Genomic DNA, 22,698 nt, shown 5'->3' with positions numbered 1-22,698 from the left:
TCGGAAAGTGACTATTCGACATTCGAGCTTCGTCATTTAGTTCGTCATTCGGATTTCGACATTCGGCATTCCCGCTCTGCTTCCGTGCTGAATCCCCAGCACAATCGGCGTCGTCATGAGCGTCGTCACGAGCGCCATCAGTACCATCATGGCGAACAGCGTCGGCGAGATGACGCCGAGGTCGAGGCCGACGTTCAGCACGATCAATTCCATCAGCCCGCGCGTGTTCATGAGGGCCCCGAGCGTCCAGGCGTCGCGCCAGGGCATGCCGGTATAGCGCGCCGCGCCAATCGCGCCGCCGAATTTTCCAGCGGTGGCGGCCAGAATGATCAAACCGCACAACATCCAATCCTGCCAGCCGCTGACCAGACCGATCTCGGTTCGCATGCCCGTCAGGGCGAAGAACGCCGGTAACAACAGGACGGTCACGATGTCATGCAATCGTTCGGTCGCTTCGCGCGCGATGCGGCTATCGTGGGGAATGATCGCCCCTACCAAGAACGCCCCGAAGATCGCATGGATGCCAATGGCTTCGGTGAGTGCCGCCGCGGCCAACACCGCGGCCAGCAATCCCGCTAACGCGGCGACGCCGAGCGATCGCGATTCCATCCGCCGGGCCCATCGTTCGGCCAAGGGTCGAATCACGACGAGCATCCCGACGATGAACGCGAAGGCCAATGCGCAGGTTTGCGCGGCCGCGCCGACTTGTGACTGCACCACGGCGACTGCGACGGCCAACAAGCACCAGGCCGTGGCGTCGCCGATCGCGGCGGCGCCAAGCGCGATCACGCCCAATTCCGTTTGCTGCCAGCGCAAATCGGTCAAAATCCGTGCCAGCACGGGGAACGCGGTGATCGACATCGCCACGCCCATGAACAGCGAAAAGCTCGTGAACGAAACCCCGCGATGCGACAGCACGGGATACAACAGCAGCGATAGCCCCGCGCCGAGCAAGAACGGCGCGACAATGCTGGCATGCGAGATTGCCAACGTGGTCGTCGCACGGCGGCGCAGTAATTCGCCGTTCAATTCCAGGCCGATCAGGAACATGTACAGCACGACGCCCAACTGGGCGACGATCTCCAAGTACGGCGCGACCGACGCTGGCAACAGCCAACCGGAGACCTCGCGCCCGAGGAGTGACGGCCCTAGCAGAATGCCGGCCATCACTTCGCCAATCACCGGCGGCTGGCGCAGTCGCGCGAAGAGCCAGCCCAGCGCGCGGCCGGTCAGAATTACAGCGGTGAGCGCCACGAAGACATGCAGTATCGCATTGTTGCTCAACGCCGCAGGGCCCGGCGCCGCGTCGCGCACGAGATCCATTTCCGACGCCGTTAAATCACCCCCGAGCCAGCGCACCAACAAAAATCCCAGCGCCGCCAGGCCGATCATCAGCCCATATGCCGTGCTAGCGCCAAAGACGCGCCCGGGAGCGGCGGTGTGCGAAGTGGTTTGCATTTGGGGGCATGTCTTCCGGAGAGTATTCGCGACTCCAGGCTACCGAACCTGCAAACGATTGTCCAGACAACTGTTGTTCAAACGTGCTGTAGACGTGAATTCCGTTGTGCCCCTCCCGCTGGCTCGTGCCGCGGGTTAGTGTGATGGGTAGCACACGAATCACGCCACAGGCAGCCATGAGCAGTCACCTCCATCACCGGTTCACCGCGCCGGACGACCGGCCCGATTTCATGGTGCTGCTGGGCCTGACGCCTCCCTATGACGTGGAGACGGTCAAGCAAGCCTACCTGCAAAAAGCCCGGTCGGCGCATCCGGATCGCGGCGGCAACCCGGCCGATTTCAAACGATTGCAGGAAGCGTTCGAGCGCGCGACCGAATTCGCCGAGTTCAAGGCCAGCCGGCTCCGCTGGCTCGGCGCGCAGGTGGAGCGCTATGCACGGCAGGAACAGTTGATCGCAGAGCTGCGCGCCGCCGGCGCGGAAATCGATACCGAACGGATCGACTGGCTGCGCCATTCCTTCGGCGACGATTTCGCGCAAGTCGCGGAACGCGTCGTGGCGATCAAGCTCTCGGGCGCTCAGTTCGGCGATCTCCACGCCTCCCGCTTCGCCTCGACCGCGGAGGATCTGCTGGCGCTCGCGAACCTCGATTTTTCCCGCAGCCAGTTGACCGACCGCGGCGTGAGCCAACTTACGCGCCTCAGCGGATTAAGAAAACTGGATCTCTCGCAGACCGGGATTACCAACGCCAGCGTCCCGTGGCTGGCGAGGTTCGCGGCATTGCGCTGGATCGGCATCCGAGGCACGCAAATCAACTGGTGGGGGCGCTGGCGTCTGCGCCGCGCGTTGCCGGAAGCCGTGATCGAGCATTGACGGCGGGCCGAGGCACACGGCTCACTTATTGCGAGTGGTTGCGCTTCGCGTCCGCAACCTTGGCCGCTTCGGGGAGTTGCTTGTAGAACGCGTCGAGCGGATAGCACCCCGAGACGATGCCGTGCCTCGGCGCAGTCGTGCAATCGCTGAACGTGCGGCATACTAGCTTGCGTTCCAACTGTCCGCGCTGCAGCACATCGTCCGGCAGCGTGGGATAGCTCAGCACCATGCGGCCCAGGCCGACCACGTCGATCCAGCCTTCGCGCACCGCCGCTTGAGCCACCTGCGGGAGAAAATCTTGTAAATAGGAATAGCCGGTTCCAATCATCGGCAACTCGGCAACCGCGGCGCGGCATTGCCGTGACGCTTCCATTTGGCGCCACACGCCGAGGAGTGGGTCTTCCGGCGGCAAATAGCCGTCCGAGGGTGGAAACGCCGCGGGGCGTTGAATGTGCGGATTGTAGTACGGACTGCCAGCCGAAAGATTCACTGCCGCCACACCGAGCCGCTGCAACATTCGCAGCAACTCGATGGTTTCCGTCAATTCGAATTCGGTCGGCCGCGCGGCATTCACGCCGAAGGCGTCTTGATACGGCAACTGGTCCTCATGCGCCATCGGCCGCCCGACGTCTTCGCCGCGCTCATAAGGCACGATGTCGAACGCGCTCAATCGCACGCCGACGAGCAATTCACGCTGTTCCGCCTGAACCTGTTCGATGATCGTGCGAAGTAAACGCGTGCGGCCCTCGAGATCGCCGCCGAACCGGCCGGGGCGTCGCCGCGCACTCAAAAACTCATGTAAGCAATAGCCGTGGCAGGCTTTGACGTCGACAAAATCGAAGCCCGCCCGCGCGGCGACTCCCGCGGCGATCACGTAGTCGTCGATCAGTCTTTCCAACTCAGCGTCGGTCCAAACCACCGCGTCGTTGTTGGCCGCAATGCCGAACTTGGCGTCCAAGAGCGGATGGTGATAAGCAATCCGCGGCGCTGGACCCGCGGTGGTCGGCCGTGAAAAACGTCCGGAGTGCGTCAGTTGCAAGCCGACGACCAGCCCGTCCGTCGCGCCATAGCGCGCCCGATGCGCAGCGAGCAAGGATTCGCGAAGTTGAACGAGCCCTGCTTCATGCACTGGCGTGGCGAGCAACTGTCGCGGATTGGCTCGGCCATCCGCGCGCACGGCGGCCGCTTCGCCGCCCCAGATCAACTTAGCCCCGCTCTCGCCGAACCGACGCCAGCGTCTTAGCGTCAACTCCGAGGGCAGCCCGTCCGGCTCGGCGTCCCAGCCCTCCATGGGATGAATGCACCAGCGATTCCCCACGGTGCGCGGGCCAAATTGCCAGGGCGCCGCCAACGGAGATCCTTGGGCGGCAGTCAGAATCGCATCATCCACCGGCAACGAGATGCCAAGTTCCGCCAGCCGCGCGCGCAACGCCTCGGCGCTACGCAACTGCGCAATCTTAGGAAATCCGGCCATCGGCAAAACTGAGAATCGCTAATTTCGGATGTGCCCGCGAAACACGCGAAACACACGAAAAAAGGACAGGATGAGGAATTGTCCACGGAAGACACGGAATTACACGGAAGAGCTCTTGGCGGTCGAGATCGTTAGCGCTCACTGCCTGCAGCCGTTTCCGTGTCCTTCCATGTACTGCGTGGACAGCTCCCGCCGGTGTACTTTTTTCGTGTGTTTCGCGTGTTTCGCGGGCTCAATCCTAATTAGGCGAGCAAATCATTCCGGGAAGAGCTTGGTCGAGAGGTAGCGTTCGCCGAGGTCGGGCAGGATCGTCACGATCAGTTTGCCGGCGTTCTCGGGGCGTTTCGCGAGGTGGAGCGCCGCCCAGGCCGCTGCGCCGCAACTGATGCCGCACATCAGGCCTTCGAGTTTGGCCATCTGCCGCGCCGTTTCCATCGCGTCCTCGTCTTGCACGAGCACGACGTCGTCGATCACGTCCACGTTCAGCACGTCCGGGATGAAGCCCGCGCCAATGCCTTGAATGGTGTGCCGCCCCGGCTTGAGTTCCTGCCCGGCCTTGCGTTGGGTGATCACCGGGCTGTTGGTCGGTTCGACGGCGACAATCTTCACGCCCGGCTTGCGCTGCTTGAGCACGTCGCCGACGCCGGTGATGGTGCCGCCGGTGCCGACGCCGGAGACGAAGATGTCGATCTTGCCATCGGTGTCGCGCCAGATTTCCTCGGCCGTCGTCTTGCGATGCACTTCCGGATTGGCCGGGTTTTTGAACTGCTGCGGCATGAAGTAATTCTTGTTTTCCGCCACCAGCTTTTCCGCGTGACGCACGGCGCCGGGCATGCCTTCGGCGGCAGGCGTGAGCACCAACTCCGCGCCGAGCGCCTTCAGCATCCGCCGGCGTTCCAGGCTCATGCTCTCCGGCATCGTGACCAGCCATTTGTAGCCACGGGCGGCGCAGACATACGCCAGACCGATGCCGGTGTTGCCGCTGGTGGGCTCGATCACCACGGTGTCGGACTTGATCATTCCGTCGCGCTCGGCGGCGTCGATCATGGCCCGGGCGATCCGGTCCTTGACGCTCCAGAGCGGGTTCATGTTTTCCATCTTGCCGACGACCGTCGCCACGCAGCCCTCGGCGATCCGACGAAAACGCACCAGCGGCGTGTTGCCAATGCACTGCGTGATGTCCTCGCGAACACCGGTATACGTTGCCATGCGCCTGTCCTTTACGAGTAAAAAAGCCCGGTTGCTTGCCAGGGGCTTGCTTTGTCGCCAGATCACCCCGCTGGGGAATGCCCCGGATTCTAGCCCAAGCGCGGAAGATGGGTCAACAATAGCGGAGTAGCAGCAGCCCCCGTCGAATATCCCCCGGTGATTGGGCGTGATAAACTAGCCGCTTGCTTCGGACGTCTCCCCGTCACGTGTGCCGACTGTGAACGACCTTTACCGCTCGCTGGGCGTTGACCAATACCTGAGCGCCTTCGCTTGGTTCGCGCTGTTGTTGTCGATCTACGGCTTGCCCCTGGGGTGGCTGGCCTGGCGTCGGCAGATCTACCCGACGGGCATGCTGCTGGCGGGCTTTCTGCTGCCGGCCTTCGTCTCCTGGCTGCTGCTGGTGACGACGGTGCTGTACTGGCCGATCATCGCCGTCGATGCCGCGCTGGTGCTGTTCGCCGTGATCGATCTTTGTACGCTGCCCAAACAGAGTAGTTTCACCGCCGAGCGGGAGACCCCGCGCACGGCGTCGCTGCGCAAACCGCAGCAAGTGCATCTGACGATCACCAATCCCACGCGCCGCGCCTGCGAAGCCACGGTGCGCGACGGCTTGCCGGTGGAGCTTACCGGCACTCCGGAGGAATTCGAACTGTTGCTCGAACCTTTGAGCCGGATGACGGTCGAATATCGTCTGGAGAGCAAGCGACGCGGCGCGTTCACGTTGAACGAAGTCCACGTTCGCGCCCGCAGCCGCTGGAAGTTCTGGCAAAGGTTGCTGCAACTGCCGGCGCGGACGGAACTGCATGTCTACCCGGACATGCGACAGCTCAGCGAGTATGCCATCCTCGCCCGCACCAATCGACTGAGCCTGATGGGCCTGCGCCGTACGCGGAAGATCGGCCAGGACAACGAATTTGAGCGGCTCAGGGACTATTCCCCCGACGACAATTTCAAGCACATCGATTGGCGAGCCACGTCGCGTCGAAACAAGCTGACCGTCAAGGATTTCCAAAGCAATCAAAGTCAGCGCCTACTCTTCATGCTCGATTGCGGCCGCATGATGACGAACGAGGCCGCTGGGCTCAGCCTGTTGGATCACGGCCTGAACGCCATGTTGATGCTCAGCTACGTGGCGCTCTCGCACGGCGATTCGGTCGGGCTACTTTGCTTTTCGGACGAGATCCACAGCTTCGTGCCGCCCCGTAGCGGCATGCAACAAATGAACCGGCTACTGCACACCGCCTACGATCGCTTCCCGAGGCTTGTCGAATCCCGTTACGATCTGGCCTTCATGCATCTGGCGCAACAGGTTCACAAGCGCTCGATGGTCGTGCTGGTCACGAATGTGATCGACGAAGTGAACTCGCACCAGATCGAACGCTATCTCACCGCCGCCGCGGGGCGGCACCTGACGCTCGGCGTGCTGCTCCGCGATCGCGCAGTCTTCGAGGCCGCCGACTCGGAGTATCCGAACGACATCCTGCTCTACCGCGCGGCCGCCGCGGCCGACATTCTGAGCTGGCGTGCCCAGGTACTGGCCGACCTCAACCGCAAAGGCGTGCTGTCGCTGGACGTGTTTCCGGAGGACTTGACGGCGCCGCTGGTGAATCGGTATTTGGAGATCAAGGCGAGGCATCTCTTATAAGGCGCGCGATGAATACATCCAACGTAACCGTGGCGCAACGACGGCGACTTCGGTTTTCGTATAGCTTGCGCTCGCTCTGGATCCTCGTTACAGTCTTCGCCATCGGGATGGCCTGGGTGGTGCGCGAGCAAATGCAGTCGCGACACGAAACTCAATTGGCGATGCGGCTCGAGGAATCGACGCCGGGACTTAGCGTGACATATGCCGGCCTCTACGACGACTCGACGATTTCAAATGGCCAGCAAGTCTGGTGGCGAAGGGCATTGAATTGGGTTCGAGGCCCAAGGGCGGCAGATGCGGGCTTTTATGGACCCGACGTCGAATACGGCTCGTTTTCCGACCTGTCCGAATTCGCGGAATTCACCAGCCTGAGATCGTTGTCTGTCCAGGACACTCGGGTTCAGGACTTGACCCCGATATCCGGCTTAACAAACCTTCAATGCATCAGCTTCCACAATTCTCAAGTCCGTGATCTGACGCCCGTCGCGGGGCTTCGCAACCTGGTTGAAATTCAGGCGGGCGGATGTCCCGTCGACGATGTGACGCCACTAGCAGGGCTCACGAAACTAAAGGTGCTGGGACTCTCCGATACCAGCATTGTGGATGTCACACCACTCGGCAATCTGCCGAGTTTGGAAGATCTTTGGATTCGCCGCACCCCTGTCCGCGATGTGTCGCCACTTGTGGAATTGCCCAATCTACGGCGCCTCGGCTTCTCCAGCACTCTTGTTAGCGATTTGTCACCTCTATTCAAATCGCAAGGCCTTCGGCAAGTCGACTTCGACGACCTGTCAGTTTCGCAGGAGCAAGTCGACGAATTTCAGCGGGCGCTGCCAAAGTGCCGCATTATTCATTAATGGTGGGACTCGACTGTCGTTCTCGTTGTACAGGCCTTGTCGTTGCTGCCGCGAGCTCGTAGTCAGCGCAATCCGTACTGCTCGCGGAACCGGGCAATATCCTGAACCGCTCCCATCACGATCAGCGTGTCCCCCGCGGCGAAGCGATATTCCGGATCAGGATTGAACATCATCTTCGCGGGCTGTTCGGCGCGCGCCTCGCCCGACAACTTAATGGCCACGATCAACAAACCCGTCCTGCGCCGCGCATCAAGCTCCTTGGCATTGCTGCCGACGAGTTGACTGTTCGGGGACAAGGTCAGCTCGTCGACTTCCACTTCCAATTGCGTGCGGTCAATCACCAGTTCGAACAGTTCCACCGTCGAAGGTCGCGTCAGCATCGTGGCGATGCGCTGCGCGCCGATCGACGCCGGCATCACCACGCGGTCGGCGCCGGCTTGCACGAGTTTCTTTTGCGAGGAGCGATGCTCCGCCCGAGAGATGATTTGCAGCCGAGAATTGAGATTACGCGCAGTGAGCGTGATGAACACGCAGTCGGCGTCGCTCGGCAGCGCGGCAACCAGGCTCTTGGCCCGTTCGATGCCGGCCTCGACGAGTTGCGACTCTTCCGTCGCGTCGCCGTTGATCGTCAGAAACCCGGCCGCTTCGCATTCGGCCGCGCGCCCGTGATCCCGTTCCAACACGACCAGGGGTTGCTGTTGTCGGGCCAACTCCGACGCGAGGATTTGGCCCATTCGGCCGTAGCCGCACAAGATCATGTGTCCGGAGAGTTGTGAGATGTTGCGGCTCATGCGTCGTAGCTCCAAGGCGCGCTGAATCTCGCCCGCGGTGATCAATTGCAGCAAGCCGCCCAACGTGTATCCGACGGCCGACATGCCGATCAGGATCAACAGAATAAAGAATAGTTGCAGTCCCGGCGAGAGCTGACTCGTCTCGGTGTAGCCGACGCTGGAGACGGTGATCACCACCATGTACAGGGCGTCGAGCCAGGTGCCGCCGGACAGCCACTTATGCGCGCAGACGGCTACGACGATCGTCGCGCCCAGGATGATCAGGCCGCGACGCAGCCTATTTAGCGGTGGTGTAATCACCATATTCGCCAGCGGTCCCGCTCGATCCTTGTGCTGCGTTGGAAGACGGAGAATACCTTGTCGCGGCCGCGGAGCAAAGATGTGCGACCTCGCCCGGTCGCCTGCATGATGGCGTCCGCGCGGTTGCCGTGCTAGAACAATGCGGTTCTCATCCGCGCCGTCAGCCCACACGTCCGCGCCTCCGACATGAGCGATTCCGCGACATTCGATCCTTACGCCCTCACCGATCTCACCATTCAAGCGCCGCCGCGCAGTCTTTGGGCGGCGCTCCGCAAGATCGGTCCCGGCATTATCCTCGCCGGCAGCATCATCGGCTCCGGCGAGTTGCTGCTGACCACGGCGCTTGGCGCGCAGTACGGTTTTGTTTTCTTGTGGTTGATTCTGTTTAGTTGCGTCATCAAGGTCTTCGTCCAGATTGAGTTGGGACGCTACGCCATCTCGTCTGGTAAACCGACGCTGGCCGCGTTCAACGAATTGCCGGGGCCGCGCCTCGGCGCGCATTGGCTCGTCTGGTGGTGGTTCTTCATGTTGATGGTCACCGTTGCACAATTGGGCGCGATGGCCGGCGGCGTTGGGCAGGCGCTGCACCTGGTGTTTCCGAAGGTCGCCACCGGACTCGCCGCGTGGCTGGCCGACGTTTGGCCGGGCATGTCGGCGGTCATTGCCAAGCGTCCGGACTTTCCCTGGGCGCTGTTGGCCGCCATTGGCGCGGTGTTGCTTCTGTTAAGCGGCGGATATCGGCGGATCGAACGCATCACCACGGCGCTCGTGGCCGGAGTGACGCTCGTCACCGTGATCTGCGTCGGCATGTTGCCAGGCGCAGGCTTTCCAATTCGCCAGGCCGATTTCGATCAAGCATTTTCGCTCGGCGTTTTCGGGTTGGGCGGCGCGGCGATCACGCAGGCGTTCGCCGCGTTCGGCATCACGGGCGTCGGCGCGAGCGAATTGTACGCCTACCCGTACTGGTGCTTGGAAAAAGGTTATGCCAGGTTCACCGGCCCGCGCAGCGACGACCCGGCCTGGGAACAACGCGCCCGGGGCTGGCTCCGCGTGATGTATCTCGACGCCTGGGTGAGCATGATCGTGTTCACGATCGCGACCGTGGCCTTCTACATCCTGGGGGCGACGGTCCTGTATCGGCAGGATCTGCATCCCGAAAAAAGCCAGATGATCGCCACGCTCTCGCAGATGTACGTGCCGTCATTCGGCGAGTGGACGAAGATTTTCTTCCTGATTGGCGTCTGGGCTGTGCTCTTCAAGACGCTGTACGTTGCCTCGGCGTCGAACAGTCGGCTCTCAGCGGACTTTCTCGGACTCGCCGGCATCGTCCGTTATCGCGATCACGACCAGCGCGACGGCTGGACGCGGCGTTTTTGCGTCTTTTACCCGCTGTTTGGGCTGGCGCTCTATTTTTGGCTCGGCGACCCCAAGCTCATGGTCGTCATGGGCGGCTTCGTACAGGCCGCGACGCTGCCGCTGCTGGCGGCCTGCGCGATTTACCTGCGCTATCGCCGCACCGACGCCCGCCTGATGCCGTCCCTCTGGTCCGACTCCTTGACCTGGTTCGCGTTTTGGTCGATCAGCATCGTAGCGGCCTATGCGCTCGGGCAGTGGGGCATCAAAACGGCGGAAGAGATTTCGGCCTGGATGTCGACCCAATGACGCGGGTGCCTGGGGCAGGGGCGAACGTAACATCGAGTTCGAAGTCCATCGCGCTGGGGCTTCGTTCGATTGCTCCGAAGTGAAGTAACGATGCCCCAGCTTTGTTGACTTAGCGACTTTCCGATCGAGTGCCCCAGCCCCAGGCACCCATCGTCAGTCGGCGCACTACTGCGACGAACCGTTTCGTTCATCGCTCGCGGCCTTGGCGCCGAGTTCCGACTCAGCTTCCTCCTCGGCCAGGATCGCGTTGCGCAGCCAGCGGCCCCAGATGAAATACTGGAGTACGACGGATGCGAATAGCACGCCGAACACGATTAGCCAGCCGGGCGCGAAGACCAGCAGCACGCCGCCGATGCCCATCGCCACCACGCCCAAGAACATCAGCGGGAGAAACGAACTCCCGACCGGACCGCCGCCTGTGTCGCCGGGTGCCGGGGGCGTCAAGCTCATGCCACGAATTCCGGCACGACCAGGTGCGGGATCACGCCGGTCTCGTAGCCGCGGCGCAACAACGTCGCCACCGCCTCGCGGCCGCGCGGGCCGAAATCGAGCGTCCAGTCGTTCACGTACATGCCGACGAATTGATCCGCTTCGGCGCGATCCAAGTCGCGGCCGTATTGCAAAGCGTGATTGAGCGCCTCGCCGCGGTGGTCGAGCCCGTACTTGATGCTTTCCAGCAGCAGGCGATGCACGTCGCGAATCACTTCCGGGCCGAGGTCCTTGCGAATCGCGTTCGCGCCCAGCGGCAACGGCAACCCGGTTTCCTCGAACCACCATTTGCCGGTATCGACAATCAGATGCAGATTCTGCCGCCCGTAGGTGAGTTGTCCTTCGTGGATGATCAACCCCGCGTCGATCGGTTGCCCGGCGTAGCTGCCGGCCACCACGGCCTCGATGATCTCATCGAAGGGTACGATGACTTCTTTGAATTTCTTTCCCAGGCACATCCGCAGCGCGAGGTAAGCAGTCGTGCGCGTGCCTGGTACGGCGATCGATTTTTCCTCGAAAGAAACGAGCGGCTTCGCCTCGCGGGCAATCAGCATCGGACCGTATTGGTCCCCCATGCTTGCGCCGCAGGTGCAGAGGATGTACTTGTCGGTGAGGTAAGCGTAGCCATGCAGGCTGACCGCCGTGAGCTCGAGATCGGCGTTGTGCGCGCGGCGATTGAGCATCTCGATGTCCACTAGCTCGTGCTCGAAGCGGTACGGTCCGGTATCGAGCTTATCGTTGGCGAGCGCATGAAACATGAAGGCGTCGTCCGGATCCGGACTGTGCCCCACGCGAATGAGTTGTGACGCGACCGTGGACATCGTGTGACTTGCTCCCGAGCCAAGGCAAAACCAATCCCATCTTAGGGGGCCAGCCAATCGGCATAAACCCCCGACCCTGGCCGACACCGACCTGGGCTCCATCGCGTGAACCGGCGGTTACGCCCTCCAGTTAACCGGCGCGGCGACGATCCAGACCTCCCAGCCGGCAAATCTCCCGCCGTTTAGTGGCCTCTACGGTGAAGGAGCGCCAAAACGCGAAATCCTCAGCGGCCTGGGCGGCCGATATATCGACGAGGAGCCTTCATTTACACCTGGCGACTGGAATCGAGCCATGGACTGCGGATGCGCGACCTCTTCCGTTTCGGCGGCCCAAGCGGAGTCTTTGCACATCCAGGTGCAGGTGGCCGTCGCGAAGAAGCAGCAGGATGCCATGAAACTCCAGGGCCAGGCCATCGTCGAATTGCTGCAAGCCGCCGCCGGCTCGCCGCCTAGCGATCGCGCCACGCAACTGGACGTCACGGCCTGAGCCCTCGCAGGCGGGGCTACCATCCCGATTCGGCGACAACTACGCTAGGGAAGTCGTTTCCCACCATGCGTTGCCTGCCGGACTGCGGAGGTTTCTGTGCGTCTTCCCGCTCGCTTTGAGGTGCGCTTCGGTTGCCTGTTGTTGCTCGCGATCGTCGCGCCTGCTCAGGCCGATCATGTCCGGGACCTGCAGGAAACCGCGGTCAAGAACAAGCAGGCCGAATGGGGCCATTGGGGCCGGCTTCCGGAGGTTTATTCCGACTGGACGTCGCACTCGAACCGCTTGATCCCGGTCTACACGTTCGGGATCACGCTCGACGCCTTCGACGGCGAGAAGAGCGCGTATCGCCAGCCGGATCAGATCAAGCAGCTCTACGGGCGGATTCCCGACGGCACGGTGAACTCCACCGCCGACTACTGCGATCAAACGGATGTTTATCGCCTGCAAAAACTGGCGGCCGCCTCGGGCAAGAAACACGTGATTTTGGTCGTCTTCGACGGCATGGATTGGTGGACGACCTGGGCAGCCTCCGTGAACAACGCGGGACGCGTGGGCTACTCCGAAGGGCGCGGGACGGGTTTGTTCTGGCAGGACTACGCGGGTACGCAGACTGATTTCGGTTACTTCGTCACCTCGCCGTGGAATCAAGGCCTCGGCGAGGACGTCGACGCGCAGACCATTCTCGATCCCGACGGAAAACTTGGCGGTGGGTACGATCCCACGATCGCCGGCGACACGCCGTGGAGTCTCGGGACCGATCCGGGTTACGTCATCGCGCAATGCCGCGCGCGGCCGCATGCCGTGACCGACTCGGCATCTTCGGCGACCTCGATGACCTCGGGCATCAAGACGTTCAATGCGTCGATTAACGTGAAGGTCGATGGATCGCAGGTCGAGACGATCGCCCATCAACTGCAGCGCGAAGGCTATGCGGTGGGCGTCGTCACCAGCGTGCCGATCAGTCACGCTACGCCGGCGGCCGCGTATTCGCACAACGTCTCGCGCGACGATTTTCAGGACCTGACGCGCGACCTGCTGGGGCTGCGTTCGATCGCCCATCGCAATGAGCCGCTGCCAGGCGTCGACGTGCTGATCGGCGCCGGCTGGGGCGAAGATGTCGTCGAAGATAGCGGGCAAGGCAAAAACCTGGTCCCGGGCAATCGATACGTTACCGCCGACGATCTAGCGGCGAGCGACGCCACGAACGGGGGGCGCTATACGATTGCTCAACGCACGTCAGGCCGCGCCGGCACGGACGTTTTGACCGAAGGTGTCCGCCAGGCCAAAGAGCGGCAATCGCGGTTCTTCGGCTATTTCGGCACACGCGGCGGACATCTGCCGTTTCAAACCGCGGATGGCGACTACCGACCCACGATTGGCGCCAAAGGCGTCGTCGAAAAGTACAGCGAAGCGGACGTCAGCGAGAATCCGAAACTCGCTGACATGACGCGGGCCGCACTTGAGGTGTTGGACGCGCGTTCCGACAAGTTCTGGTTGATGGTGGAATCCGGGGACGTCGACTGGGCCAACCACGATGACAACATCGATAACTCGATCGGCGCCGTGAAATCCGGCGACGCCGCTTTCCGCGCCATCGCCGAATGGGCCGAGGCCGGCAATCACTGGGAGGACACGGCGGTGATTCTTACTGCCGATCACGGCCACTACCTGGTCATCACCGATCCGCAGTCGCTCATCGAGCCGACCGCCACGAAGACCGGCGAGTAAGCCGGCCGGGATGACGGCCGCGCGCCTTGCCGGGCGGCAAACGCGCCCAATACTTCTTCCATCGCCTCGCCGATCGATGTGGCGCGATCGGACCGCGGGGCGTCCGCACGATACTCGGCCGCTGGCTGCCGATAATTGGGCTGCATGCTGTTTCTCCGCGTATTTCCAGGTAGCGGTGGCCTCGACTTTTACGATTCTACCGAATACTGTACGCATGTCAACTAACTAGGGTTCGCGCGGCCCAACTAATTGACCGGGCCACATTCTCGGTCAGAATGAAGCTTCCGGAACGAATCGCTGACTCGATCCCCTGGCGGCCTTTAGGAATGGAGGGCGGGCGGATGAGGCATTTTTCGCGCGCGGCGGCGATCGCTGTCGCACTATCGGCTTACTTTGCGCACTGGGCGACAGCGGCCACGTATGTCCTCAAGGACGGACGCATCTACGAAGGGCGTTCCGTCGAGTTCACCAGCGTGGCCCAGGATGCGCCCCCGGCCCCCGGCGTGCTGACGCCAATTCTGGTCATCGACGACGGCCTGCACCGCTTTTATATTCCGAAGAAATTGGTCCAGGATGCCCGGGCCAGCGGCGCCGAAGCGCCGGAGCAGTTTATCATCCCGCAACAGATTCCTGACGGCGGCCGGAGAGTGGCGGGCGTGGGCGTGCTGGTCGAGGCAGAGCCGTTCGATCCATGGGGACGGCGCACTTACCAAATGACCACGGGCGGAGGGCCCGCGCCCGTCATCCAAGGCATCACCCTCATCACGCCTAAGTTTACCAAGATCGAAGCGTTGCGGACGTACGTCTGGGACATGCGGGTGGCGACCAGTTCGCTGCCGCGCGAGACGTTGCAGCAATTGCTCGCCGCGCAGATCGATCAGAGCAAACCGCACGAGCGATTGCGGCTGGTGCGTTTCCTCTTGCAGGCGAATCGCGAGGCGGAGGCCAAGAAGGAGTTGGAGGATATTCTCGCCAAGCATCCCGACGTTGCGAAAGAACTGCAGCCGGCCATGCAGGAGCTGACGCAACAAACGGCGCGGCGGATTCTCAACGAAGCCAAGCTCCGCAGCGGCGCCGGTCAACATGAGTTGGCCACGGCGATGCTGGAAAAATTCCCCGCCGACGGCGTCGCTGGCGAGTTGTTACAGGAAGTCCGCGAACTGTTGGACGACTATCACGCCCGCTACGACCGCGGCAAAGCGGTGCTTGAGCAGTTGGATAAAATGCTAGTGGAATTGAACGACGAAGCGTTGCGCAACCAGGTGAAGCCGATCCACGACGAAATCGTGGCGCAACTGAATCTCAACACGCTCGACCGTATGGCGCCGTTCGAGCAATTCGTCAACGATCCGGACGTGACCGCCCAGGAAAAGCTCGCCTTGGCGTTCAGCGGCTGGTTGCTCGGGCAGAGCGGGGCGACGCGGCAGATTTCGTTGTCCATCTCCGCGCTTCGCATCCGCGAGGTTGTGCTCGAATACCTGCGCGAGCCCGTCAAATTGAATCGCGTGCGATTGTTGCGGCCGCTGGAATCCGAAGAAGGGGCTTCGGTGGAAACCGTCGCGCGGATCGTGGCGAATCTTGCGCCACCCATCGAACCGCCGGAGCAAGACGCCGGCATTCCGGGTTACTACTCGATGCAGATCGACGGGCTGCCGGAAGAGCCGCCCTTGAACTACTACGTGCAACTGCCGCCCGAATACGACCCGTTGCGCCGCTATCCGGCGGTCGTCACGCTGCACGCGGCCGGCATCAGCGCCGAACAGAACATCGATTGGTGGGCAGGCGAAGCCAACGAGAACGGCCAACGCTCCGGCCAGGCCGGGCGCAACGGCTACATCATCATTTCGCCGGAATGGTCCATCCCGCATCAAACCAAGTACGAATACACCGCCAAGGAACACGCCGCGGTGTTGAACTCGCTGCGCGACGCTTGCCGACGGTTTTCAATCGACGTCGATCGCGTGTTCCTCTCCGGGCATTCCATCGGTGGCGACGCCGCTTGGGACATCGGTCTATCGCACCCTGACCTGTGGGCCGGCATCATTCCAATTGCCGCGCTGGCCGACAAATACGTCGGACACTACCTGGAAAACGGTCGTGGCCTGCCGGCGTACTACGTGGCTGGCGAACTGGACGGCGACAAGATGTTCCGCAACGCGAAGGAATGGGATCGCTACATGCGCTACGTTGGCTTCGACGTTACCGTCGCCGAGTTCCGCGGGCGCGGCCATGAGCATTTCTATGATGAAATCTTGAATCTCTTCGACTGGATGGGGCGCAAACGCCGCGACTTCTTCCCGCAGAACTTCAAGGCGAAAGCAATGCGGCCCGAGGACAATTTCTTCTGGTGGGTGGAAGTCGACGACTTGCCGCCGGCCACGCTGGTTGACCCGGCGAACTGGCCGCCGCCCCGCAACTTTCAGCCGGCCGTCATCGAGGCCAAGCGCCTCGCCAACAACGGCGTCCACGTCACCGCCCCCGGCAGTTCGACCGCCACGGTCTGGCTCACGCCGGAGCTGATCGACTTCACCCGTCGCGGCACGGTGACGATCAATCGCCAGAAATACACCGGCGAGGAACTGCAGCCGAAGGTGGAAACGCTATTGGAAGACGTCCGCTCCCGCGGCGACCGCCAACACCCGTTCTGGGCGCGCGTGCCGAAGCGCACGGTCGTGGAAGAGCAAGGGAAAGCAGAGGCACGCAATGCGGTGCGGCCGGCGCGGTAGTCATTCCGAGAATGCACCACGGAGTTAGCCCAGATCGTGCCCGAAGCCGGTGTGGCGGATGTCTCGGCCTTCGACCATGTAGATGACCTCTTCGCAGATGTTCGTGGCCTGGTCGGCCACGCGTTCCAGCGAGCGGGCGATGAGAATGAGTGCGATGGAATTCGCCAGGTCGTCCGGCTCCTCGGCCAGGCGTTCGCGGAGGATGGTGTCGTTGAGCGCGTCGACCAGGTCGTCGTTGGCCATGACTTCCTTGGCCTTGAGAGCGTCGCGCTCGTAGAACGCCTGCAGGGCGTCGCGCAACATCATCCGCGCCAGCTTGGCCATTTGCGGGTAGTCGCGCAACGAAGCGGAATCCGGATGCGCGTTCAGCAGTTGAACGTACTCGCCGATGTTGACCGCTTGGTCGCCGATCCGCTCCAACTCGGTGTTGACCTTGGAGACCATCAGCACGAACCGCAGGTCGATCGCCAACGGGCCATAGAGCGCCAGGATGCGCACCACTTCGTCGTCGATCTCCACTTGCATCCGATCGAGGGCGTCTTCTTTGACCAGCACGTCGTTCAGCACGTTGTGGTCGAGCTTAATGAGCCCTTTGACGGCCATGTCGATCATCGACTCGGCCAGGTCCCCCATCTCGACCAGGCGCCGCGTCAGTCCCGAAATCTCCTGATCCAATCGTCTCATAGTTCGCCAGTCGCTAATTCGCTTCGAAATCCCCGCGGCGCTTCCGATCGCGGCGGTCATTGCACGGAGGGAAGTTTACCCCGTCGCCCCTGGGCAGGGTAGGGAAGATTGCGATCTCAGCTAGCGCGCCCGCGTCGCCTCGCGTGACAATTCGACCTCACAGCGGTATTCTGGATTCGTGAGCGATCCGCTGCCCGATCAAGCTTTGATCAACGAATACCGGTCCGGGGACGAAGAGGCCGCGCGCCGGTTGTTCGAGCGGTATTACGCGCGGTTGATCGAACTGATTCGCCGGCAGCTGGGCTGGCGGTTGAAGGAGGTCGAAGGCTCGACCGACATCGCGCAAAGCGTGATGCGGAGCTTTTTCGGCCGGGCGCGCGAGGACCAGATGCGGTTTGGCCCGGAGGACGGCCTTTGGCCGTTACTGGTGACCATCACGCTCAACAAAATCCGCAACCGCGCCAAGTTCTGGCAGCGGGATCGCCGGGATCGCACCCGGCAGGTGACGCTGGCGGAGCACAACGACCCGCTGGAGAGTGAGCCATTGCCCCAGGACGCGGCGATGCTGACTGAGCTGATCCAGCAACTCCTGGAGCCGTTCCCGGAGCGGCGGCGGAAGATCATCGAGCTGCTGCTGGAAGGGCACGGCGTGGGGGAGATCGCCGCGCTGGTCGGAACGACGGAACGGACGGTCTACAACACCCGAATGGCGGCCGCCAAGATCCTGGAACAGTTGGTCACCGCTGGCGAAGGCTGATTCGGCCCCCTCATCTCGGCCGCCCTTCCGATTCCGGTCGTTGCTATTGCTCTCATTATCGGTGGGAATCGGCAGTCGATTGCGTAACCAGCACCCCCAATTTAGGTTGCGGCAATCGGCCCGAATGCGATAATGAAGGTTCTTCTCAGCAATATCGCCCCGCCATGGTAACACGCGTGGGGCAGCGGACATGCAGCGGCGGCGCCGGCCAATTCGATTCAGCAACCGACGGCTCGAACCGCTGGAACCCAGGCTGCTCCTCATCGGTCCCGGCGATGACGTCGGCGACACCCGGGCGTTGTCCGTGCCGCTAGCCTACACCTACGGCCTGGCGGGCACTTTTGCCGACGAAGTCGGCCAGCCAGGCGACGTCGACGTGTTCCGGCTCGACCTCCAGGCCGGGGACCGTGTCGACCTGCGGCTGGAATCCACCTCGACCGGCGAATTCCCGTTCTTTGGTCTGCTACGGCTATTTGGCGAAGCGGAGGGCATCGACCAGCCGGAAGATCACCAGCTCTCATTTACCGCCTCGGCCAATGGCGCCTTGCACGCCGGCGTTTCCGGGTTCGGCAACGATCAGTACGACCCTGACCAATTCGCGGAACAAGGGCCGCCGTTTACTGGCGATTACCGCCTTGAATTCACCGTAACCGCTGGCACGGTTGAAACTCCGGACGACACGCTCGCCGGCGCGCAGGAAATGGAACTCGCAGCCGGCGGCACGCAGACCGTCTCGGCACAGATCAATCCTGCGCTAGACGTCGATATCGTCGCGGTGCAACTTGCCGCGGGCGACGTGCTGCGCGCGAAGCTTGACTCGGGAAACGCAACCGTGCGTTTGTTCGATGTCGATGGTCAGGAACTGAGCTACGATCCCTGCTTGCAAGCCGGGCCCGGCGAAACGGCGATCACCGCGCAGCGTGCTGGACTACACTACGTTGCCGTCTCCGGCGCCGGCAATTCGACCTACGATCCGCGCGTGGCCAACAGCGGCTCACCGGGCGCTGTCGGCGACTATCAACTCACGTTAGCGCGCGAGACAAGGGCTCCGTTCGGCGACGGAGACACGTTGGCGACGGCGCGCCAGCTTTGCTATGCGACCGACACGTTGCCGCGCGAGTTGACGGTTGCTGGAGAAATCGCGACGCCCAGCAATGTCGACTTGTTCCGCGTCGACCTGGCCGCCGGTGAGGCAATCGAAGCGACCGTACAGACGGGCTCTGCCAGCATCTTGAACAGCGTGTTGCGTGTATTCGACGCGACAGGCCGCCCGGTGAAGGATAACCTCGCGGCAATCGACGCCGGGAGTGAGAATCCGCCCTTGCGCTTCGGCAATGCCGTTGGCGGCACGTTCTACGTGGGCGTCTCCGCCGTCGGCAACGCGGCTTGCGATCCGACGTCGGTAAACGGCCTCGCCGGGCAATCGTTCGGCAGCTATTCGTTGCTGGCGCGCATCACGGTGGCCGGTCCTGGCGATGGCGAATTGCCGCCCGACGAGCAAACGCCCATTACGCCGCCGCGGCCGGTGCTGCCCGCGGAGACCGTCACTGGCGAACAATTGGCGTCACGCGAAGAAGTCGACGCGCTTCCGCTCACGGTGACTGCGCCGAGCCGCTTGGATGCCCGCGCGATGATTGCGAGCGGAACGCCAGCGGGCGTATCGCTCACACTGAGCGACGAAGTCGGCAACACGATCCTGGTCAGTGCGCCGGGCGACGCCATGTTGTCGCAGCATCTCGCACCGGGTAACTACCTGCTCTCGGTACGAGCGGGCGCAGTAGCCGCGTTGCCCTTGGACTATCAACTCATTACGCGACTGACGCCCGCCACGTCAGTGCTGGCGGATTACGTCAGCGCAGAGGGAGTGAGCGCGCTGGCGACTGGAGATTTCACGGGAGATGGCTTGATCGACGCCGTGTTGGCGAATGGGCTCGAAGACACGCTCTTGTTTTTGGTCGGTCTCGGCGATGGCACGTTTACGCCGCAAACGCCGTTCACGCTGGCCGACGCGCCGTCGGCCTTGGCCGTGGCGGATTTTAACGGCGACGGACGATTGGACCTGGCCGTCGGGCGGCGCGACAGCGACCGCATGACGTTGTTCCTCGGCGGCGCGAGCGGCTGGTTTGACAGCGCGCGCGAAGTCATCGTCGGCGCCGGCGTGAACGCGCTCGCGGTCGCGGATTTCAACGGCGACGGCGTCACCGATCTCGCCGCCGCGGTCGGCGCGACGCGTTCCGTAGTGATCGTCAGCGGATTGCAAACGTCAACCGATCCATCGGTCACCGCCATTCAACTCGCTGAAGCGGCGAGCGCGCTGGCGACCGGTGATTTCAATCACGACGGCCGCCTGGATATCGCCGCGAGTTTGCGCGGGCTCGATCAAGTCGCAATCCTCGTACAAAACGCGAGCAGCGGATTTACTTCGAGCACGATCGCGGTTGGCGATGAACCGAGCGACATCGCGGCGGGTGATTTCGACGGCGACGGCGATTTGGACCTCGCTGCGGGACTCGCCAGCGACGGCAACGTGACGTTGCTGCGTAACGCGGGGAACGCCGCGTTCGTCGCCGAAAGCGTCGTCGTCGAGTTAGACCGCGCCGTGGCCACGGCTGGCACGGCGTTGCGTGCCGTCGTCCATGCCGGGGACTTCAATGGCGACGGCCGGCTGGACTTGGCCGTAGGCCAGACGTTCGCCGACGAAGTCGCGATTTTGTCGATGGACGCGGCAGGACAATTCTTCACGACGTCGCGCACTCTAGTAAGTCGAGCCATCGTCGCACTCGACGCCGCCGATCTAAACGGCGACGGCCGGCTCGACCTGTTGGCCGCTAACGATGACGGCGAAGCGCACGGGTTGGCCGTGCGACTCGGTCGCGGCAACGGTTCCTTTCAGTACTTCGCGCGGCTCGCGGTCGGCAGCGATCCGCATGCCCTCGCCACGGCCGATTTTAACAGCGATGGCCGGCTCGACCTGGTGACAACGAGTTTCGCCGGCATGTCGATTCAACTCGGCGCGGGGGACGGTGCTTTTCTTGCGGAACGTCGGTTCGCGGCCGATCAGCCGCAGGCGGTCGTCGCTGGCGACTTCAATCGCGACGGCCGGCCAGACCTCGCGGCCACGTTTCCTTTCCGCGGCGCGAATTCAGAAGTCGATCGCCGCGTCGGCGTTTGGCTCGGCCTCGGCGACGGAAATTTTCGTGATGCGGTGTTTTACACGGTCGGCGAATTGCCGCTCGATCTCGTCGCCGGCGATTTCAACAGCGATGGCATTGCCGATCTCGCCACGGCGAACGGCCTGTCGAACGACGTCAGCGTATTGCTCGGCGCAGGGGATGGAACCTTTACCTCCGCCGCGACGCTGGCCGCCGGCGCACAGCCGATTGCCATCACCTCGGCTGATGTCGATCGCGATGGCCAATTCGATCTGATCGTCGCGAATGAATTGTCGGACAACGTCACCATCTGGCACGGCGCCGGCAACGGGCAATTCACTCGCCGCGTCGACGTGAACGTCGGCGACGCGCCGATCGACATCCTGGCGGTCGACCTCGACGGCGATGGACGCGTGGACCAGGTCAGCGCCAATCGCACGGGCAATAGCCTCACGACGCTCTATCAAGAACCGGGCGGAGCGTTTTCGGCGCAAACGGTCGCATTGGACGGGAGTCCGCGAGGCCTGGTGTTCTTGGCCGCGCCAGGCGGTAGCGCACCGCGGCTGGCCGTGACGCTCGAGGATCAGGGCCGCGTCGTGATCATGGAACGGACGGCTGCACGCCAGTGGCTCCCTGCGAGTGAATACGCCACCGGCGACACGCCGATCGCGCTCGCGACGGCGGATTTGAATCAAGACGGTCGCGACGATTTGGCGGCGCTAAACGCCTTCACGCACGATCTGACGCTGCTGTTTGCTGCTGGCGGCAATGCGTTTCAATCACCCAGCGATTCCAACCGCGAGTTGACGCAGGCCACGCCGGCGTTCGCGGATGTGAATGCGGACGGCACGCTTGACGCCCTCGTCGTGCGTCAATCGGGCGAAGTGTTGTTGCGTTACGGTCGACCGGAAACGCCTGGCGTGTTTGACGCGCCGTTGGCGATCAATCCCGCGGCGCGGCCCGCACTATCGGCAGTGGCAATCGCGACGAGCGACGGTGCGGCTATCGCCACGCTCGACCGCATGTCGGACACGCTGTCGATCTACCGCTTCACGGTCGGTGGCGTTTGGACCTTGGCGAGCGAAATCGCGTTGGACGCGACGTCGCTGCGATTGGTCGCGGGCGACATCAACGGCGACGGGCTGAGCGATCTCGCCGTAGCGCAAGTCGGTTCGATCGCGTTATACACGGCGACCTCGTCGGGCATCTGGCAAAGCACCGCAATCGATACTGGCGTCGCTTCGCCGGCAGAGATGGCAATCTTCGACGCGGATAGCAACGGCAGCGCCGACCTGGTGCTCGCCGACGGTTTCGCCGGCACAGTTCAGCTCTATCGCAGCGCCGGCAATGGTACATTTCTCCCGCCGTTGGTGTATCGCACCGGTCGCGGACCCTATGAATTCACTGCGGCCGCGTCCGCCGCTTCGTTGCGAGCGTTGTCTGACACGACCTCGCAAATGCTTCGCTCGTTTGAAGGCACGTCGTCGTTCACCTTCGGCAACTTCGACGGCGACGCGCTGCCCGATTTGCTCGTGCTGAACTCCGGCGCGAATACGTTTGCGTTGCTCACCGGGCAAGGCGCTGAT

16 protein-coding genes are annotated in these 22,698 nt (G+C 62.8%); 9 read left to right on the top strand and 7 right to left on the bottom strand.

The genetic code is table 11. The annotated features are described in order from the left end of the window. Positions 1–36: 36 nt before the first annotated feature. Positions 37–1,458, bottom strand: a complete 1,422-nt coding sequence (locus SGJ19_26965) for a cation:proton antiporter (protein MDZ4783906.1) — start codon at positions 1,456–1,458, stop codon at positions 37–39. Between the two features lie 176 nt (positions 1,459–1,634). Here SGJ19_26965 and SGJ19_26960 point away from each other — a divergent pair, with 176 nt between their 5' ends. Then, on the top strand, positions 1,635–2,330 hold the full coding sequence (locus tag SGJ19_26960; GenBank protein ID MDZ4783905.1) for a hypothetical protein: 696 nt from the start codon (positions 1,635–1,637) through the stop codon (positions 2,328–2,330). Positions 2,331–2,355: 25 nt separating this feature from the next. On the opposite strand, the gene SGJ19_26955 is transcribed toward SGJ19_26960, so the two are convergent. After that, a complete protein-coding gene (locus tag SGJ19_26955) occupies positions 2,356–3,804 on the bottom strand; it encodes an NADH:flavin oxidoreductase (GenBank protein ID MDZ4783904.1) in 1,449 nt (482 codons plus the stop codon). A gap of 255 nt (positions 3,805–4,059) precedes the next feature. Then, positions 4,060–5,013 carry a cysteine synthase A gene (gene cysK, locus SGJ19_26950; protein ID MDZ4783903.1) on the bottom strand — a complete coding sequence of 318 codons (954 nt, stop codon included), beginning with the start codon at positions 5,011–5,013 and terminating at the stop codon, positions 4,060–4,062. Positions 5,014–5,230: 217 nt separating this feature from the next. On the opposite strand from cysK, the gene SGJ19_26945 reads away from it, so the two are divergent. Both SGJ19_26945 and SGJ19_26940 read left to right on the top strand, forming a co-directional pair. Next, entirely contained in the window at positions 5,231–6,658 is a 1,428-nt protein-coding gene (locus SGJ19_26945; protein MDZ4783902.1) for a DUF58 domain-containing protein, read from the top strand. 107 nt (positions 6,659–6,765) lie between these two features. Continuing rightward, positions 6,766–7,515: a leucine-rich repeat domain-containing protein gene (locus SGJ19_26940; protein MDZ4783901.1), complete on the top strand. Its 750-nt coding sequence runs from the start codon at positions 6,766–6,768 to the stop codon at positions 7,513–7,515. A gap of 62 nt (positions 7,516–7,577) precedes the next feature. Here the strand turns inward: SGJ19_26940 and SGJ19_26935 are convergent, their stop codons facing one another. Continuing rightward, positions 7,578–8,609: a potassium channel protein gene (locus tag SGJ19_26935; GenBank protein ID MDZ4783900.1), complete on the bottom strand. Its 1,032-nt coding sequence runs from the start codon at positions 8,607–8,609 to the stop codon at positions 7,578–7,580. A gap of 183 nt (positions 8,610–8,792) precedes the next feature. On the opposite strand from SGJ19_26935, the gene SGJ19_26930 reads away from it, so the two are divergent. Then, a complete protein-coding gene (locus tag SGJ19_26930) occupies positions 8,793–10,268 on the top strand; it encodes an Nramp family divalent metal transporter (protein ID MDZ4783899.1) in 1,476 nt (491 codons plus the stop codon). A 165-nt stretch (positions 10,269–10,433) separates the two neighbouring features. Here SGJ19_26930 and SGJ19_26925 read toward each other — a convergent pair whose 3' ends face one another. Continuing rightward, positions 10,434–10,718, bottom strand: a complete 285-nt coding sequence (locus SGJ19_26925) for a hypothetical protein (protein ID MDZ4783898.1) — start codon at positions 10,716–10,718, stop codon at positions 10,434–10,436. Further along, a complete protein-coding gene (locus SGJ19_26920; protein MDZ4783897.1) occupies positions 10,715–11,578 on the bottom strand; it encodes an MqnA/MqnD/SBP family protein in 864 nt (287 codons plus the stop codon). The genes SGJ19_26925 and SGJ19_26920 overlap by 4 nt, the downstream gene beginning before the upstream one ends. A gap of 292 nt (positions 11,579–11,870) precedes the next feature. On the opposite strand from SGJ19_26920, the gene SGJ19_26915 reads away from it, so the two are divergent. From SGJ19_26915 to SGJ19_26905, 3 genes are all read left to right on the top strand, one after another. Then, on the top strand, positions 11,871–12,065 hold the full coding sequence (locus tag SGJ19_26915) for a hypothetical protein (protein MDZ4783896.1): 195 nt from the start codon (positions 11,871–11,873) through the stop codon (positions 12,063–12,065). A 96-nt stretch (positions 12,066–12,161) separates the two neighbouring features. Beyond that, on the top strand, positions 12,162–13,793 hold the full coding sequence (locus SGJ19_26910; protein MDZ4783895.1) for an alkaline phosphatase: 1,632 nt from the start codon (positions 12,162–12,164) through the stop codon (positions 13,791–13,793). Between the two features lie 341 nt (positions 13,794–14,134). Beyond that, complete coding sequence (locus tag SGJ19_26905) at positions 14,135–16,519, top strand: peptidase (protein MDZ4783894.1); 2,385 nt, start codon at positions 14,135–14,137, stop codon at positions 16,517–16,519. Positions 16,520–16,543: 24 nt separating this feature from the next. Here the strand turns inward: SGJ19_26905 and phoU are convergent, their stop codons facing one another. After that, positions 16,544–17,203: a phosphate signaling complex protein PhoU gene (gene phoU / locus SGJ19_26900; GenBank protein MDZ4783893.1), complete on the bottom strand. Its 660-nt coding sequence runs from the start codon at positions 17,201–17,203 to the stop codon at positions 16,544–16,546. Between the two features lie 178 nt (positions 17,204–17,381). Here phoU and SGJ19_26895 point away from each other — a divergent pair, with 178 nt between their 5' ends. Then, on the top strand, positions 17,382–17,960 hold the full coding sequence (locus SGJ19_26895; GenBank protein ID MDZ4783892.1) for a sigma-70 family RNA polymerase sigma factor: 579 nt from the start codon (positions 17,382–17,384) through the stop codon (positions 17,958–17,960). Positions 17,961–18,150: 190 nt separating this feature from the next. Beyond that, a partial coding sequence (locus tag SGJ19_26890; protein MDZ4783891.1) for a VCBS repeat-containing protein occupies positions 18,151–22,698 on the top strand: 4,548 nt, incomplete at its 3' end.

This window comes from Planctomycetia bacterium, assembly GCA_034440135.1.
GTDB lineage: Bacteria > Planctomycetota > Planctomycetia > Pirellulales > JALHLM01 > JALHLM01.
Note: the sequence above shows the minus strand (reverse complement) of the source record. Positions and strands in the feature narration are given on the sequence as shown.